10 protein-coding genes are annotated in these 14,636 nt (G+C 72.0%); 9 read left to right on the top strand and 1 reads right to left on the bottom strand.

Annotated elements, in window-relative coordinates; translation table 11 throughout:
• The first annotated feature begins 43 nt into the window (after positions 1-43).
• The 5 genes from WMF44_RS44065 to WMF44_RS44045 all read left to right on the top strand — a co-directional run bounded on the left by WMF44_RS44065 (position 44) and on the right by WMF44_RS44045 (position 7,602).
• Positions 44-1,591: a PGRS family protein gene (locus WMF44_RS44065; protein ID WP_437296031.1), complete on the top strand. Its 1,548-nt coding sequence runs from the start codon at positions 44-46 to the stop codon at positions 1,589-1,591.
• A gap of 678 nt (positions 1,592-2,269) precedes the next feature.
• Positions 2,270-3,322, top strand: coding sequence for a hypothetical protein (locus WMF44_RS44060; RefSeq protein WP_437296030.1), 1,053 nt, complete (start codon positions 2,270-2,272; stop codon positions 3,320-3,322).
• A gap of 53 nt (positions 3,323-3,375) precedes the next feature.
• Positions 3,376-4,932, top strand: a complete 1,557-nt coding sequence (locus WMF44_RS44055; protein ID WP_437296029.1) for a PGRS family protein — start codon at positions 3,376-3,378, stop codon at positions 4,930-4,932.
• 703 nt (positions 4,933-5,635) lie between these two features.
• A complete protein-coding gene (locus WMF44_RS44050; RefSeq protein ID WP_437296028.1) occupies positions 5,636-5,785 on the top strand; it encodes a hypothetical protein in 150 nt (49 codons plus the stop codon).
• Between the two features lie 566 nt (positions 5,786-6,351).
• The gene (locus WMF44_RS44045) at positions 6,352-7,602 is read left to right on the top strand and encodes a GTP-binding protein (protein WP_437296027.1); all 1,251 of its coding nucleotides are present in this window, start codon (positions 6,352-6,354) and stop codon (positions 7,600-7,602) included.
• A 167-nt stretch (positions 7,603-7,769) separates the two neighbouring features.
• On the opposite strand, the gene WMF44_RS44040 is transcribed toward WMF44_RS44045, so the two are convergent.
• Positions 7,770-8,444: a phosphatase domain-containing protein gene (locus WMF44_RS44040; protein WP_437296026.1), complete on the bottom strand. Its 675-nt coding sequence runs from the start codon at positions 8,442-8,444 to the stop codon at positions 7,770-7,772.
• A 179-nt stretch (positions 8,445-8,623) separates the two neighbouring features.
• On the opposite strand from WMF44_RS44040, the gene WMF44_RS44035 reads away from it, so the two are divergent.
• From WMF44_RS44035 to WMF44_RS44020, 4 genes are all read left to right on the top strand, one after another.
• Positions 8,624-9,496: a fumarylacetoacetate hydrolase family protein gene (locus WMF44_RS44035; RefSeq protein ID WP_437296025.1), complete on the top strand. Its 873-nt coding sequence runs from the start codon at positions 8,624-8,626 to the stop codon at positions 9,494-9,496.
• Between the two features lie 10 nt (positions 9,497-9,506).
• Complete coding sequence (locus tag WMF44_RS44030; RefSeq protein WP_437296024.1) at positions 9,507-11,012, top strand: aldehyde dehydrogenase (NADP(+)); 1,506 nt, start codon at positions 9,507-9,509, stop codon at positions 11,010-11,012.
• On the top strand, positions 11,009-12,958 hold the full coding sequence (locus tag WMF44_RS44025; protein WP_437296023.1) for a YjhG/YagF family D-xylonate dehydratase: 1,950 nt from the start codon (positions 11,009-11,011) through the stop codon (positions 12,956-12,958). Before WMF44_RS44030 ends, WMF44_RS44025 begins: the two co-directional genes overlap by 4 nt.
• 442 nt (positions 12,959-13,400) lie before the next feature.
• A complete protein-coding gene (locus WMF44_RS44020; protein ID WP_437296022.1) occupies positions 13,401-14,630 on the top strand; it encodes a sugar ABC transporter substrate-binding protein in 1,230 nt (409 codons plus the stop codon).
• Positions 14,631-14,636: the final 6 nt, after the last annotated feature.

Here is a 14,636-nt window from a genome sequence, read left to right as displayed (position 1 = left end):
GGAGGACCGAGCGACGACTTGGGGTGACCAGAGGAAGAGGGTGATGCGACGCATGAAGTGGAGCGGTGTCGTTGTCGTGCTAGCCGGCCTCGCGGTCGCCACGGGCGCTGGATGCTGGACGGCGCCTGAGGGCTGCTGGTACGACATGCGGTGCGATTTTGCGGAAGCAGGCGGGGGCGGTGGAGGGAGCACGCCGGAGGGATGCGTGCCGAGCACGAGCGGCCGGCCGGTAGACGACGCGTGCGGGGTGTTCGTCGCGGCCTCGGGGGACGATGCCGCGCTGGGGACGAAAGCCGCGCCCGTTAAGACGATCCAGGCGGCCGTGGCGCGAGCGCAACAAGAGGGCGCTACACGTCGTGTGTACGCGTGCGCCGAAGCGTTCGAGGGAGCGATGGAGGTGCCGGGGGGCGTCGCGATCTTCGGGGGGCTCGATTGTACGAACGGCTGGGGCTGGATCGGCGAGACGGACAAGACGATCCTCACCGCGCCCGAAGGCGAGATCCCGCTCGTGATGCGCGGTGGCGACGGCGCCGTGCGCGTCGAGGATGTCCACGTCACCGCGCGCGCCATCGACCCGAGCCACGACGCGGCGCGCGGCCTGTCGTCTGTCGCCGCGCTCGCCGAGGGCGTCGCCGTCGAGTTGGCGCGCTGCACGATCGAGGCAGGCGACGCGGCGGACGGCACCGACGGCGAGGCGTACGCCGAGGCAGCACTCGGCGGCGAGCAGGGCAACCCGGGCAAGGAGGCCTGCTCGGGGGAAGCAACACTCGGAGGCCTTGTCAAGCGGAATACGTGCGGCACGCCGGACGACCCGAGCGATGATTCCACGGGCGGCACCGGAGGCATCGGACAGCTCGACAGTGGCGGAGGGGGGGACAACGGCACGCCGGCCGGCGCCGAGAATCGCGGCCTCGGAGAAAACGTCAACGCGTGCTCCCCCGGCACCGCCGGCACCGAAGGCGCAGCCGGTGAGCCCGGGCCGAGCGCCACCGGCCTCGGCTCGCTCTCCTCCTCCGGCTACGCTGGTATCTCCGGCAAACCCGGCACACCGGGCACCACCGCCCAGGGCGGCGGCGGGGGCGGCGGCGCCAAGGGCGGCACCGCCGCCAACCAGTGCGCCTCCGATTCCGCCGGCGGCGCCAGCGGCGGCTCCGGCGGACCCGGCGGCTGCGGCGGCAAGGGCGGCAAGCCCGGCGGACCGGGCGGCGCCAGCATCGCCCTCATCAGCGTCGACGCCAGCCTCACCTTCGACGACGTCTCGCTCAAGACCGGCCGCGGCGGCCGCGGCGGCAACGGCGGGCCCGGTCAAGAGGGCGGCAGCGGTGGCCTCGGCGGCCTCGGCGGCACCCTGCCGACCGGTGTCGAGGACCTCAAGGCCGGCTGCGCCGGCGGCCCCGGGGGCAAGGGCGGCAACGGCGGCATCGGCGGCGGCGGCATCGGCGGCCACTCCCTCGGCATCGCCTTCCGCGGCACTCCGCCCCCCGCCACCGGCCTCACCATCACCACCGGCGAGCCCGGCCCCGGAGGCAACGGCGACGGCGACAGCGCCGCCGCAGGCATCAAGGCCGATACGCAGGAGTTCGCCCAGTAACGGTGCGCCGACGGACGGGCCCGAGAGAAAAAACGCACTTCCCTCAACAAAATCTGGCAACGAACGGCGCTCATCGGCAATGGCTCGTGGCGAGGACGTTTTGCCCTCGGGCACGCGCATTGGGCCTTCACGTCCCTCGCTCGGCGCGGTAACAGCCCAACTGCACCTTGCGTGCCGCAGGTCGCCCCTACGGGGTGCGACTCGGCGGGTCAGCCGGCAACTGCCGGTTGGTGGCCGATGGGCAGCCGGAGCAACTCTCCACCCACGATAGTGGCCCGAGACCGGCTCAGCCCCGCTTTGTCGATGGGCGCCACGCGCGGGCGCTGCGTTCCGATGACGCCGGGCGCTGCCGGAAATCGACTGGGCCCGCTGCACTTTCCTGAGCAGGTTGGCGCGCTCGATCCGATCTCTTCTGTAGAACCGACGTGCACCGCTGCGGTGCCCGCGAGCGCTGCCTCGCGTCCCAAGCCGGCCCGGGAGATGTCTCGTGAGCAAACCTGCCTCGGTGGTCCCGACACGACGGCGCACCCCTCCCGTCCGGCGCGCAGCGCCGGACCTGGGAGGGGCCGGCGGCGCGCAGGCGCGCAGCGCCGAGCACCGACGGGGGGTGGGCAGCCCTCTCCCTCTCTGCACCTTCTTCCCTGCATCTTTCATGAACACGCCGGAGCCCTTGCGCCCATGAAGAGCCGTCGTTCGATCGCCGCCTCACTCCTGGCCATCCTCCTGCTGTCGCCCGCAACAGCGAACGCCGCCCCGCCCGCGCCACCGAGGGAAGACGCGCTGTCGAAGATCGCCAGCGATATGTTCGCGAAGGGCGAGAAGGCGTGGATGCAAGGGAAGTACGACCTGTGCCACGCATGGTTCCTCGCGGCGTGGAGCATCCGGCCGCACCGGCAGATCGCCGGCAACCTGGCGGCCTGCGAGCTCAAGGTCGGGCGCTACAGGGACGCCGCCGAACACCTGGCGTTCCTCATGCGACCAACCCCGGACGGCAAGCCGACCCCGCTCAGCCAGGAACACCGCGCCCTGCTCGACGAGGCCATGGCCAAGATCGCCGTCGTCCAGATCGACGCCGAGCCCGGCACGACCGTCGCGCTCGACGGCAAGATCGTGGGGCAGGCGCCGCTCCCCGCGCCGCTGTACCTGGAGCCGGGCGAGCACACGATCGAAGGGCGGTCGGCCTCGGGCCTCGTGGAGAAGCACTCGACGCGGTTCGACGCGGGGACGCAGCGGACGATCGCGCTGCAGCCACGGGCACCGCAGGCCGCGGCACCGCCCCAGGCGGCGCTGCCTGTCGCGCCGCCACCTGTCGCACCGGCGCCGCCGCCGGACACGCGGGTGCGCAACGGCGTCGTGATCGGCGGCCTTGCGCTCGGCGGCGCGGCGATCGCGGCGGGTGTGGTGTTCGTGGTCGTGTCGAACGGCAAGAGCGAGGAGGCGAGCGAGGCGCTCCAGTCGATCGTGAAGGACGGCGGCGCATACGCATGCAACGATCCCAAGTTCAGCAGGGCGCGGTGCAACGCGCTCGCCGACGCGTACATCGCCGAGGAGACGACAAGGAACCTGGCCATCGCCGGCTTCGTGACCGCAGGCGCGGCGCTGGCCGGCGCGGCCCTCGCTTCCGTGTTGTGGCCGATCGGAGCGCCGCGAGAAGCGGCCTCACGCGGCGTGCGCATCGTCCCCACGGTCACAGCGCAGAGCGCCGGGCTCACGATCGGAGGTGCGTTTTGAGTGAGCACGCGGCGGAGCGAGCGACGACTTTTCAGAACCAGAAGAAGAGGGTGATGCGACGCATGAACTGGAGCGGTGTCGTTGTCGTGCTGACCGGTCTCGCAATCGCCGCCGGCGCTGGGTGCGGCACGCCGCTGCCGGACTGCCCGTACTTGGCGCGGTGCGCCCTACCGGACGGAGGGAACGGCGGTGGCGGCGAGGGAGGCAGCACGCCGCTGGGGTGCGTGCCGAGCAAGAGCGGCGAGGCAGTGAGCGATAACTGCGGGGTGTTCGTCGCGGCCAGCGGAGACGATGCCGCCGCGGGAACCAAGGACGCGCCCGTCAAGACGATCGAGCAGGCCGTGACGCTGGCGCAGCACGAAGGCGTCGCGCGAAGGGTGTACGCCTGCGCCGAGACCTTCGAGGGAGCGATCGAGCTACCCGGTGGCGTCGCGCTCTTCGGAGGGCTCGACTGCTCGAACGGCTGGGGCTGGATCGGCGAAACGACGAAGACGGCGATCTCCGCCGCTGAAGGCGAGATCCCGCTCGTCATGCGCGGCGGAGACGGCGCGCTGCGCATCGAGGACGTCCACGTCACCGCGCGCGCCATCGACCCGAGTCACGAGGCAGCGCGGGGCCTGTCGTCAATCGCAGCGCTCGCGGAGGGCGTCGCCGTCGAGTTGGCGCGCTGCACGCTCGAGGCGGGTAATGCTGCAGACGGCAGCGATGGCGAGCCGTACGAAGAGCCGGCCCTCGGCGGCGAGCAGGGCAACCCGGGCATGGAGGCGTGCTCGGCGCAAATCGTCGTGCCCGGAGGTGTCAAGCGGAATACGTGCGGCACACCGGACGACCAGAGCGACGATTCCACGGGCGGACGGGGAGGTATCGGGGAGCTAGACAGCGGCGGTGACGGGAACAACGGCACACCGGCGGATGCAGTTAACGGCGGCATGGGAGAAGACACAGACGTCTGCACCGCCGGCGGCGCCGGCGCCGAGGGCGCCACCGGCGAGCCCGGCCCGAGCGCCACCGGCCTTGGCGCGCTCTCGTCCTCTGGCTACACCGGCGTCTCCGGCAGGCCCGGCACGCCGGGCACCACCGCGCAGGGCGGCGGCGGGGGCGGCGGCGCCAAGGGCGGCACCGCCGCCAACCAGTGCTCCGCCGAATCGCCCGGCGGCGCCAGCGGCGGCTCCGGCGGACCCGGCGGCTGCGGCGGCAAGGGCGGCAAGCCCGGCGGACCGGGCGGCGCCAGCATCGCCCTCGTCAGCCTCGACGCCAGCCTCACCTTCGACGAGGTCTCGCTCAAGACCGGCCGCGGCGGCCGCGGCGGCAACGGCGGGCCCGGTCAAGAGGGCGGCATCGGCGGCCTCGGCGGGCCGGGCGGCACCGTGCCGGATGGCATCCAAAACATTAAGGCCGGCTGCGCCGGCGGCCCCGGCGGCAAAGGCGGCAACGGCGGCATCGGCGGCGGCGGCATCGGCGGCCACTCCCTCGGCATCGCCTTCCACGGCACTCCGCCCCCCACCGGCGGCCTCACCTTCACCACCGGCGAGCCCGGCCCCGGCGGCAACGGCGACGGCGACAGCGCCGCCGCGGGCATCAAGGCCGATACGCAGGAGTTTGCGCAGTAACGGTGCGCCGACGGACGGTCCTGAGAGAAAAAACGCACTGCCCTCAACAAAATCTGGCAACGACCGGCGCTCATCGGCAATGGCTCGTGGCGACGGGGTTCGCCCTTGGGCACGCGCATCGGGCCTTCACATCGCTCGACCGGAACAGTACAGCTCCGAGCGCACCTTGCGTGCCGCAGGTCGCACCCTGCGGGGTGCGACTCGGCGGGTCAGCCGGCAACTGCCGGTTGGTGGCCGATGGGCAGCCGGAGCAACTCTCCACCCACGAAAGTGGCCCGAGACCGGCTCAGCCCCGCTTTGTCGACGGGCGCCGCGCGCGTGCGTGGGCGCCGCGCACGCGACGCGCGCCATGCATTCCGACGACGTCGAGTGCTGCCGGAAATCGTCAGAGGCCGCTGCACTTTCCTGAGCCGATCGGCGCGCTCGATCGGATCACTCTGTAGAGCCGACGCGCACCGCTGCGGTGCCCACGGGCGCTGCCTCGCGTCCCAAACCGGCCCGGGAGATGTCTCGTGAGCAAACCTGCCTTGGCGGTCCCGACACGACGGCGAACCCCTCCCGTCCGGCGCGCAGCGCCGGACCGGGGAGGGGCCGGCGGCGCGCAGGCGCGCAGCGCCGAGCACCGACGGGGGGTGGGCAGCCCTCTCCCTCTCTGCATCTTCGCCTTTGCATCTTTCTTGAACATGCCGGAGCTCTTGCGCCCATGAAGGCCCATCGACCGCTCGCCGCCCTGCTCATCGCCGCGCTGCTGCTCCCGGCGAGCGTGCCGGCGGAGGTGGCGCTGAACACGGAGACGAGGGTCCACGTGAGCGTCCCGCAGATCTGCTTCGAGGCGAGCGCGGTCGTGGAATAGCGACCGACCATGCCGCGCCCGACGAGGAAGACCAGCGTCAGGAGCAGCATGTGCGTGATCGCGGGCCAGGCGAGCCGCCAGACCTGCCCCGCCAGCGCCGCCCATTCCCGCGCAGCGGGGGCGGCGCGCTGGGCCGTCGGGGAGCGTGGCGCGGCCACGCGGCTACCGTAGCGCCGAGCCGGCGCCCGTCGAGGCGAGCGACCAGGCGGCACGGCGACCTGCGCTGGGCGCGGCGATCGGGTCGGTCCCGGCGTACGGATCCGCGGCGCGCCGGCCCGCGCGCGAGGTGTCCGGCGTGCGTGCCGGCGACAGAAGATATTTTATTGCAAATGCAATACGATTGCCTTAACTAGAGCCCACGCCAGACCGGAGCCCTGCCGTTCGCGCCGTGACGCGGATGCGCCTCGTTCACCCCGCGCCGCGGCCGCGGGTGCACCTCGTTCACCCCGCGCCGCGGCCGCGGGTGCACCTCGTTCACCCCACGCCGCACGCGGCAGGGCCGCACGCGCGGCGGGGCCGCCCGCGCGCGCTGGAGCGCGCCGGCGCTGGCGAGAGAGGATCTCGACGTGACGCAAAAGCTTCCTGTGACCGTGCTGTCCGGCTTCCTGGGCGCCGGCAAGACCACGCTGCTGAACCACGTCCTCGCGAGCCGCGATTCGCTGCGCGTCGCGGTGATCGTCAACGACATGAGCGAGGTCAACGTCGACGCCGCGCTCGTGCGCGGCGGGGGAGCGGCGCTGCGCCGCGTGGAGGAGCGGCTCGTCGAGATGTCGAACGGCTGCATCTGCTGCACGCTCCGGGAGGATCTCCTTGTCGAGGTGGCCCGCCTGGCGGCCGAGGGGCGCTTCGACTACCTGCTGATCGAGTCGACGGGCATCTCGGAGCCGCTCCCGGTCGCCGAGACGTTCACCTTCGATGATCCGGCGACGGGCAAGCGCCTCTCGGAGGTCGCCCGGCTCGACACGCTGGTCACCGTCGTCGACGCGCAGCGGTTCCTCGCCGACTGGACGAGCGCCGACGACCTGCGCGCGCGCGAGGCCGCGCTGGACGGCGACGACGAGCGCACGGTCGCGGATCTGCTCGTCGAGCAGATCGAGTTCGCGAACGTGCTCGTGCTCAACAAGACGGATCTCGTGAGCGATGACGAGGTGGAGCGGCTCACGGCGATGCTGCTGCACCTGAACCCCGGCGCCCGGATCGTCAGGGCCTGCCGCGGCCAGGTCGATCCTCGCGAGATCCTCGGCACCGGGCGCTTCGATTTCGAGGAGGCGGCGCGCTCGCCCGGCTGGATGCGGGAGCTGCGCGGGGAGCACGTCCCGGAGACCGAGGCGTACGGGATCGAGAGCTTCGTCTACCGCGCCGAGCGCCCGATGCACCCGGAGCGGCTCTGGGCCTTCCTCCACGGGGCGGCCGCCTGGGATGGAGTGCTCCGCTCGAAGGGGTTCTTCTGGCTGGCGACGCGCATGGACATCACAGGCGCCTGGTCGCAGGCGGGCGGCGCCGCCTCGTTCGAGGCGGCCGGGCTCTGGTACGCCGCCTTGCCGGAACCGGAAGAGGAGCGGCCGGAGGACGACCGGCCGTGCGCCGCGTGGCATCCGGTCTGGGGGGACCGGCGGCAGGAGATCGTGTTCATCGGCGTCGACATGGTCCGAGAGGAGCTCACGCGCGGGCTCGACGCCTGCTTGCTCACGCCGGACGAGATGGCCGCAGGGCCTTCCGCCTGGCGCCGGTTCGAGGATCCCTTCCCGGCGTGGGAGGACGCGGGTGAGCCGGATGAACAGGAGCGCGAGGCCGGGCCGGCGCAGCTGCGGGCCTGAGGCGCTCCCTGCAGGCCGGCTGACTCGGCCTTGGCGGGGCGCGCTGCGGCGCGGCGCGCTCACGCTGGCCGCATGGCCGCGAGCTGTGGAGTCGCGACTACTTGCCTCCTCCCTTCGAGATCTTCCCTTTCCGTGAAGATCACGTGTTTGCGGACCTGCGAACAGGGTCACCCGCCCTCATGTCGAGTCAGCATTCCCTCCAGAGATCGCCGCTGCGCGGCGTTCAGCCGGATCCCCGGCCGCCGGAGCCGGAGCTGGGCCTCCGCCTCGCTCACGCTCGCCGCGAGCCCCCGGGTCAACAGCAGCGCTGCCGCGATCGTCGCCGAGCGACCATGGCCGGACGCGCAATGCAGGTAGATCGCCTCCCTGCCGTGCAGTCGATGGATGAGCTCACGCAGCGCGCCCGCTTCGGGAGCCGCGCCGTCGAGCACCGGCACGCACAGGTAACCTGGATGGCGGCGCAGCGCGGCGACGGCGGGAAACTCGGCCGTCAGGTCCACGATCACCCGCACGCCCTCCGGTAGCTCCTGGCCGCAGGGGCGCCGGCCGACCCAGAGCCCCGGCACGACCTCGTTCGCGCAGTCCTCGCGCCCGAGCAGGCGCTCGCCGTGCCATATCGACCACGTGAGCAAGAAGTACGGCGCGAACAGCAGCCAGGCCCACCACGCCAGCGCGCCGTCGACCCGCTTTCCTAGCAGGGCGGGCTTGCGCGCCAGGTAGGCAGCGCCGACGAGGGCGAAGCTCAGCGCCGGCCAGAGCAGGGCGAGCGCGGCGCCGCCGGCCACGACGGCGAGCCACAGGAGCGACGCGCTCAGCGCGATGAACAAGGAGCCGTAACGCATCGAGCCGCCCGATCGTACGGCCCGGGCTCAGCCGGCGCGAGCGTTCCCTCGGAAGAGGCAGCGACGAGAGAAGTGTTGACGCGATTCCAGGATTGCATCGAGAGTGCGTGGGTCGGCGCGCAGGGCGGCGCGGCCCTGGCATCGCGATCGACAGGGCGGCCCTGCAGGAAGGAGCGGACATGAAGCTGTTTCGGTTTGCGAGCGGTGGCGGTCCTCGGCTCGGGCTCGAGGACGAGCGGGGAGCGCGCCACGACCTCACGGCGGCATCCCCGGAGGCGTTCGCTTCCGTCGCCTCGTGGCTCGCCTTGCCGGATCCCCTCGGCGCTGTGCGCGACGCGCGCGCGCGCGCGCACGTCGAAGCCCACCCCCTCCCGCCCGACATCCCGCTGCTCGCCCCGATCGACGGGCAGGAGGTCTGGGCGGCGGGCGTCACCTACGAGCGCTCGCGCGCCGCGCGCAAAGAGGAGAGCGCCGGCGGCGGCGACTTCTACGACCGCGTGTACGAGGCCGAGCGCCCCGAGCTGTTCTTCAAGGCGACGCCCCGCCTGGTCGTCGGCCCGGGCGCGCCGGTGCGCATCCGCCGCGACTCGAGCTGGAACGTGCCCGAGCCGGAGCTCTCGCTCGTCGTCTCCGCGGCGGGCCGCATCGTCGGCTACACGGCCGGCAACGACGTCTCGTCGCGGTCCATCGAGGGCGACAACCCCCTCTACCTGCCGCAGGCGAAGGTCTACGACGGCTGCTGCGCGCTCGGCCCCGCCATCGCGCTCGCGGACGACCCCGGGCTGAACCTGCGCGCGCTCTCCATCGAGCTCGCGATCCGGCGCCGGGGCGAGGCGGTGTTCGCGGGGAAGACCTCGACCGCGAGCATGCGGCGCTCGCCCGAGGAGCTCGTCGCCTACCTCACGCGCGAGCTGAGCTTCCCGACGGGCGTCGTCCTCATGACCGGGACCGGCATCGTCCCGCCGGACTCGTTCACCCTGGAGCCCGACGACCTCGTGGAGATCACCATCCACGGCGTCGGCACGCTGGCGAACCCCGTATCTCCACGTTGACAAGGCACCCATGGAATTCCTCGCCCACAACGCCGCGACCGGGGAAAAACTCGGTGCCTACCGTGACGCCACCGCCGCGGAGATCGACGCCGCCGCCCGCGCCGCCGTCGCTGCGGCGCCGGCCCTCGCCGGCCTCGCGCCGGAGCTGCGCGCCCGGCTCCTGGAGACCGCCGCCGACGAGCTCATGGCGCTCGGCGACCCCCTGATCCAGACCGCGCACAGGGAAACCGGGCTGCCCATCGCCCGCCTCGAAGGCGAACGCGGCCGCACCACCGGCCAGCTGCGCCTCTTCGCCGCCGTCGCGCGCGAGGGCTCGTGGGTCGATGCCCGGATCGATCCCGCGCTGCCGGACCGCAAGCCGCTCCCGCGCCCCGACCTGCGCCGCATGCTGCGGCCGCTCGGCCCGGTCGCCGTCTTCGGCGCGAGCAATTTCCCCCTCGCGTTCTCCGTCGCCGGCGGCGACACCGCCTCCGCCCTCGCCGCGGGCAACCCGGTCGTGGTCAAGGCCCACCCCGCGCACCCCGGTACCTCCGAGCTCGCGGCCTCGGCCCTGCGCTCCGCCGTGCAGAAGGCGGGCCTGCCCGCGGGTGTGTTCGGCATGGTGCACGGCGCCTCGCCCGAGGTCTCGCTCGCGCTGGTGCGCCACGAGGCCATCCAGGCGGTGGGCTTCACCGGGTCCACCCGCGCGGGGCGCGCCCTCTGCGACGCCGCCGCCGCCCGCCCGCGGCCCATCCCCGTCTTTGCCGAGATGAGCAGCATCAACCCGCTCGTCGTGCTGCCCGGCGCGCTGCGCGAGCGCCGCGACGCGATCGCCGAGGGGCTCATCAGCTCGTGCACGCTCGGCGTCGGCCAGTTCTGCACCAAGCCCGGCCTCGTCCTGGGGCTGGCCTCCCCCGAATGGGATGCGTTCGCGCTGTCGGTCGCCGACCGGGCCCGCGCCATCACGCCCGGCGTGATGCTGCACGCCGGTATCCAGGCGTCGTTCGACCGCTCCGTGCGGGAGCTGAGCGGCGTGGAGTGGCTGACCGAGGCCGGCGCGCGCGTCGCTCGCGTCTCCGCCGCCGACTTCGCGCGACAGCCCCACCTCGCGCACGAGATCTTCGGACCGTACACGCTGCTCGTCACCGCCTCGGACCGCGGAGAGCTGCTCCAGCTCCTCGGCGCGCTCGACGGCCAGCTCACCGCCACGCTCCACGGGACCGCCGACGACCTCGCCGCCGCCCAGGACCTCGTCGATGTCCTCGGCCGTGTCGCGGGCCGCCTCGTCTTCGGCGGCTACCCGACCGGCGTGGAGGTGTCGCACGCCATGCACCACGGCGGGCCGTATCCAGCGAGCAGCGACGTGCGCTTCACGTCGGTCGGGACCGCGGCCATCCTCCGCTTCGCGCGCCCCGTTTGCTACCAGTCGTGCCCGCCCGCGCTGCTCCCGCCGGAGCTGCGCGACGAGAATCCGCTCGGAATATCGCGTCTCCTCGACGGCCGGGCCACCCGCGACCCCATCCCGCCCCGCGCATGAGCCACGACCCGGTATTCGAGTCCGGCAGCGAGGCGATCTACACCCTGCGCACGACGGCGCCCGGGCCGTCGGGGCGCCTCCCGCTCGGGGCCGAGCAGCTGCGCGCCATGTCGAGCGGCGAGCTGTTCGGCTGGACCCAGAACGCCGGCATGGGGTGGGATCCTGCGCGCCTGAACGGCAAGCAGTTCCTCGTGCTCAGCACGCAGGGCGGGATCCGCGCGCCCGACGGCACGCCGATCGCGCTCGGGTACCACACGGGGCACTGGGAGGTGGGGCTGCTCATGGAGGAGGCAGCCCGCACGTTCACGGCCGGCGGGGCCATCCCGTTCGCCGGCTATGTCAGCGATCCGTGCGACGGGCGGACCAATGGCACCGTCGGCATGCTCGACAGCCTCGCTTACCGCAACGACGCCGCCATCGTCTTTCGGCGACTGATACGCTCGCTGCCCACCCGCCGGGGCGTGCTCGGCGTCGCCACCTGCGACAAGGGCCTGCCGGCCATGTTGATGGCGCTCGCCGGCACCCTCGACCTCCCCGCGGTGCTCGTGCCGGGCGGCGTCACGCTCCTCGCGGAGGAGGCCGAGGACACCGCCAAGGTCCAGACGCTCGCGGCGCGTTATGCGCGCGGGGAGGTGAGCCTCGACTACGCCGCCGAGATGGGCTGCCGCGCCTGCGGTTCCCCCGGCGGCGGCTGCCAGTTCATGGGCACGGCCGCGACGAGCCAGGTGGTGGCGGAGGCGCTCGGCCTCGCCCTCCCGCACGGCGCGCTCAGCCCGTCGGGCGCCGAGATCTGGCGCGACCTCGCCCGCCGCTCCGCGCATGCGCTCATGGCCCTCGAGCGACGCGGCGTGACCACGCGGGACATCGTCACCGACGACTCGGTCCACAACGCCATGGTGCTGCATGCCGCCGTCGGCGGGTCGACCAACCTGGTGCTCCATGTGCCGGCGATCGCGCACGCGGCCGGGCTCCGGCGCCCCACGGTGGACGACTGGGCGCGCGTCAACGCCCTCGTTCCGCGGCTCGTGGACGTGCTGCCCAACGGGCCGAAACATTACGCCACGGTCCAGGTCTTCCTCGCGGGGGGCGTCCCGGAGGTCATGCTCCACCTGCGCGAGCTCGGCCTGCTGCGGCTCGGCGCGCGCACCGTCAGCGGCCGGACCCTGGGCGAGAACCTCGAGTGGTGGGAGCGCAGCGAGCGGCGCCGGCGCCTGCGCGACAAGCTACGGCAGCTCGACGGCATCGACCCGGACGACGTGATCATGTCCGCCGGAAAGGCACGCGAGCGCGGCCTCACCAGCACGGTGACCTTCCTGCGCGGCGACCTCGCGCCGGAGGGAGCGCTCGTGAAGAGCACCGCGATCGCTCCCCAGGTGATCGGACCGGACGGCGTTTATCTGCACGAAGGGCCTGCGCGCGTGTTCGGCAGCGAGGACGCGGCGATCGAGGCGATCAAGGCGGGCGCCGTGCAGCCGGGCGACGTGATGGTGCTGATCGGCATCGGTCCCGGTATCGGGATGCCGGAGACGTACCAGATCACCTCTGCCCTCAAGCACGTGAAGGAGGGGCACCGTATCGCCCTGGTCACGGACGGTCGTTTCTCCGGCGTCTCGACCGGCGCGTGCATCGGCCATGTCAGCCCGGAGGCGTGGGCGGGTGGCCCCATCGGCCGCGTGCGCGACGGAGACCGCATCCGGCTGCGGATCGACACGCGCAGGCTGGAGGGGACGGTGGACGTCGTGGGTGTGGAGGACGGCGGTCTTGACGCCCGCTCGCCCAATCCAGCCCTTCAACCGGACGGCCGGGTGAACCCGGATACGCGGTTGTGGGCCGCGCTTCAGGATGCCAGCGGCGGCAGCTGGGGTGGTTGCGTCTATGATGCGGAGCGCATCATCGGGCTGCTCGGTCGCGGCATCGCCGCGGAGCGGAGCTCCTCTGGCACATGAGCTTTTGATGTAGCGTTATTTTTCCAGAAGAAAGGCGGATCGCGTGATGTTCCATCATTCAGCCAGCGCGTGCAGCGTGGCTGTACGATGTGAACGATCACAACGAGAAGCTTGACTTCCGGATCGCGTTTGGATTTCCTAAGCGCCGAAACCAGAAGATCTGTCGTGGTTAGGCCCCACGAGCGTCGACGATCACGTCATTGAATTGTGAGGGCGCCCGCGAAACCCGCGTGGTGTCCCGGGAATGACGCGCGACACCGTCGCTCGCCAGATGCGAATCGTTGTACCCCGGTGTTTTTGCCGTGAGCACTATGGCGGCACGCAGACATTGCCCTCGTCGTTCGTGAGGGCGAGAACGTGACGACGTGGGATGGGCCGCAGAGGTCTCCATCCGACCACGTCTCTTTGCTCGAAAGGTAGCGGCACGATGTCGATTGGCCAGTTGAAGTCACGTGGATCGGCGCGGCGCGCAGCGGCGGTGTTGAGCTGTGCGCTCGGGCTCTGGGGTCTCTCTGGCCTGTCTGCTTGCAAAGACAAGCCCGACAGCGCTCCGGCCGCAGGGGGCTCCGCCAGCGCCGCGGCCAGCGCCGCGGTCGCGCAGGCGCCGGGCGGGCAAGGGCCCAAGGTCGTGCCGGGGCCCGGCCATAACCCCGAGTGCTTCGCGCCGTGGAAGCAGGACACCAAGTATCTGCAGTGGACGGCGCGAAAGCCGCCGTTCCGCCTCGCGCTCGTCAACGGCTACGTCGGTAACGCCTGGCGCATCCAGATGGTCAAGACGGCCAAGGCCTTCGCCAAGGATCCGGCCATCGCGCCGCTGATCAAGGAGTTCAAGGTGGTGTCGACAGGCACCGACGTCGCGGCCCAGCTCGGCGCGATCGAGGACTTCATCAACCAGGGCTTCGACGGCATCGTCACGCTCGCCGTCAGCCCCGACGGCTTCGATCGCGTGATCCGGCTCGCTGACAAGAAGGATGTCGTCCTGGTTCCGTTCGACAACGTGCTCGACACGGACAAGGTGATGCAGGTCAACGAGGACCAGCTGGCGATGGGGCGCCAGTGGGGCGAGTTCCTCGACAAGCAGCTCGGCGGCAAGGGCAAGGTGCTCGAGGTCCGCGGCCTGCAGGGCAACTCCGTCGATCGCGACCGCCACGTCGGCTTCCGCCAGGTCATGGAGGCGCCGGGGAAGAGCTACACCATCGTGGAGGTGGTGGGCGGATGGGACGACGGCAAGGCGCAGAAGGCGGTGGCCGACGCGCTGGCCGTGCACCGGAAGTTCGACGCGCTCTTCGCGCAGGGCGGCTCGACGGGCGCCGTCCGCGCGCTGCTCGACGCCGGACACAAGCCGATCCCGGTCGCCACGGAGGCCGAGAACGGCGTGCGCAAGCTGATCGCCAAGCACCACGAACAGGGCATGAAGGGCCTGTCGCTCGGCCAGTCTCCGGGGCTCGCGGCCATCGCGATGAAGGCGGCGCTCGAGGGCCTGCAAGGCAAGGTGATGCCGCAGATGATCTCCGTGCCGATCCCCGCCGCCGATCACACGACGCTGAAGGACGGCGAGAGCTTCTTCTCCCAGCTCTCCGACAACTTCTTCACGCCCAACGAGTTCCCGCCCTGCGGGGTCAACATCTCGGGCGTGAAGATCATGAACGAGTCGGAATCCGACGTGAAGTAGACGTTC

Source organism: Sorangium sp. So ce426, assembly GCF_051475585.1.
GTDB classification, from domain to species: domain Bacteria; phylum Myxococcota_A; class Polyangia; order Polyangiales; family Polyangiaceae; genus Sorangium; species Sorangium cellulosum_B.
The sequence above is the reverse complement of the archived record's forward strand: the minus strand, read 5'-3'. Positions and strand labels throughout refer to the sequence as shown.

What these genes read in the sequence shown, in the direction of transcription:
- WMF44_RS44055 (WP_437296029.1), top strand. Translation starts at nt 3,376, where the DNA reads ATGCGACGCATGAACTGGAGCGGTGTCGTTGTCGTGCTGACCGGTCTC.
- WMF44_RS44050 (WP_437296028.1), top strand. Translation starts at nt 5,636, where the DNA reads ATGAAGGCCCATCGACCGCTCGCCGCCCTGCTCATCGCCGCGCTGCTG.
- WMF44_RS44065 (WP_437296031.1), top strand. Translation starts at nt 44, where the DNA reads ATGCGACGCATGAAGTGGAGCGGTGTCGTTGTCGTGCTAGCCGGCCTC.
- WMF44_RS44025 (WP_437296023.1), top strand. Translation starts at nt 11,009, where the DNA reads ATGAGCCACGACCCGGTATTCGAGTCCGGCAGCGAGGCGATCTACACC.
- WMF44_RS44060 (WP_437296030.1), top strand. Translation starts at nt 2,270, where the DNA reads ATGAAGAGCCGTCGTTCGATCGCCGCCTCACTCCTGGCCATCCTCCTG.
- WMF44_RS44040 (WP_437296026.1), bottom strand. Translation starts at nt 8,444, where the DNA reads ATGCGTTACGGCTCCTTGTTCATCGCGCTGAGCGCGTCGCTCCTGTGG.
- WMF44_RS44035 (WP_437296025.1), top strand. Translation starts at nt 8,624, where the DNA reads ATGAAGCTGTTTCGGTTTGCGAGCGGTGGCGGTCCTCGGCTCGGGCTC.
- WMF44_RS44030 (WP_437296024.1), top strand. Translation starts at nt 9,507, where the DNA reads ATGGAATTCCTCGCCCACAACGCCGCGACCGGGGAAAAACTCGGTGCC.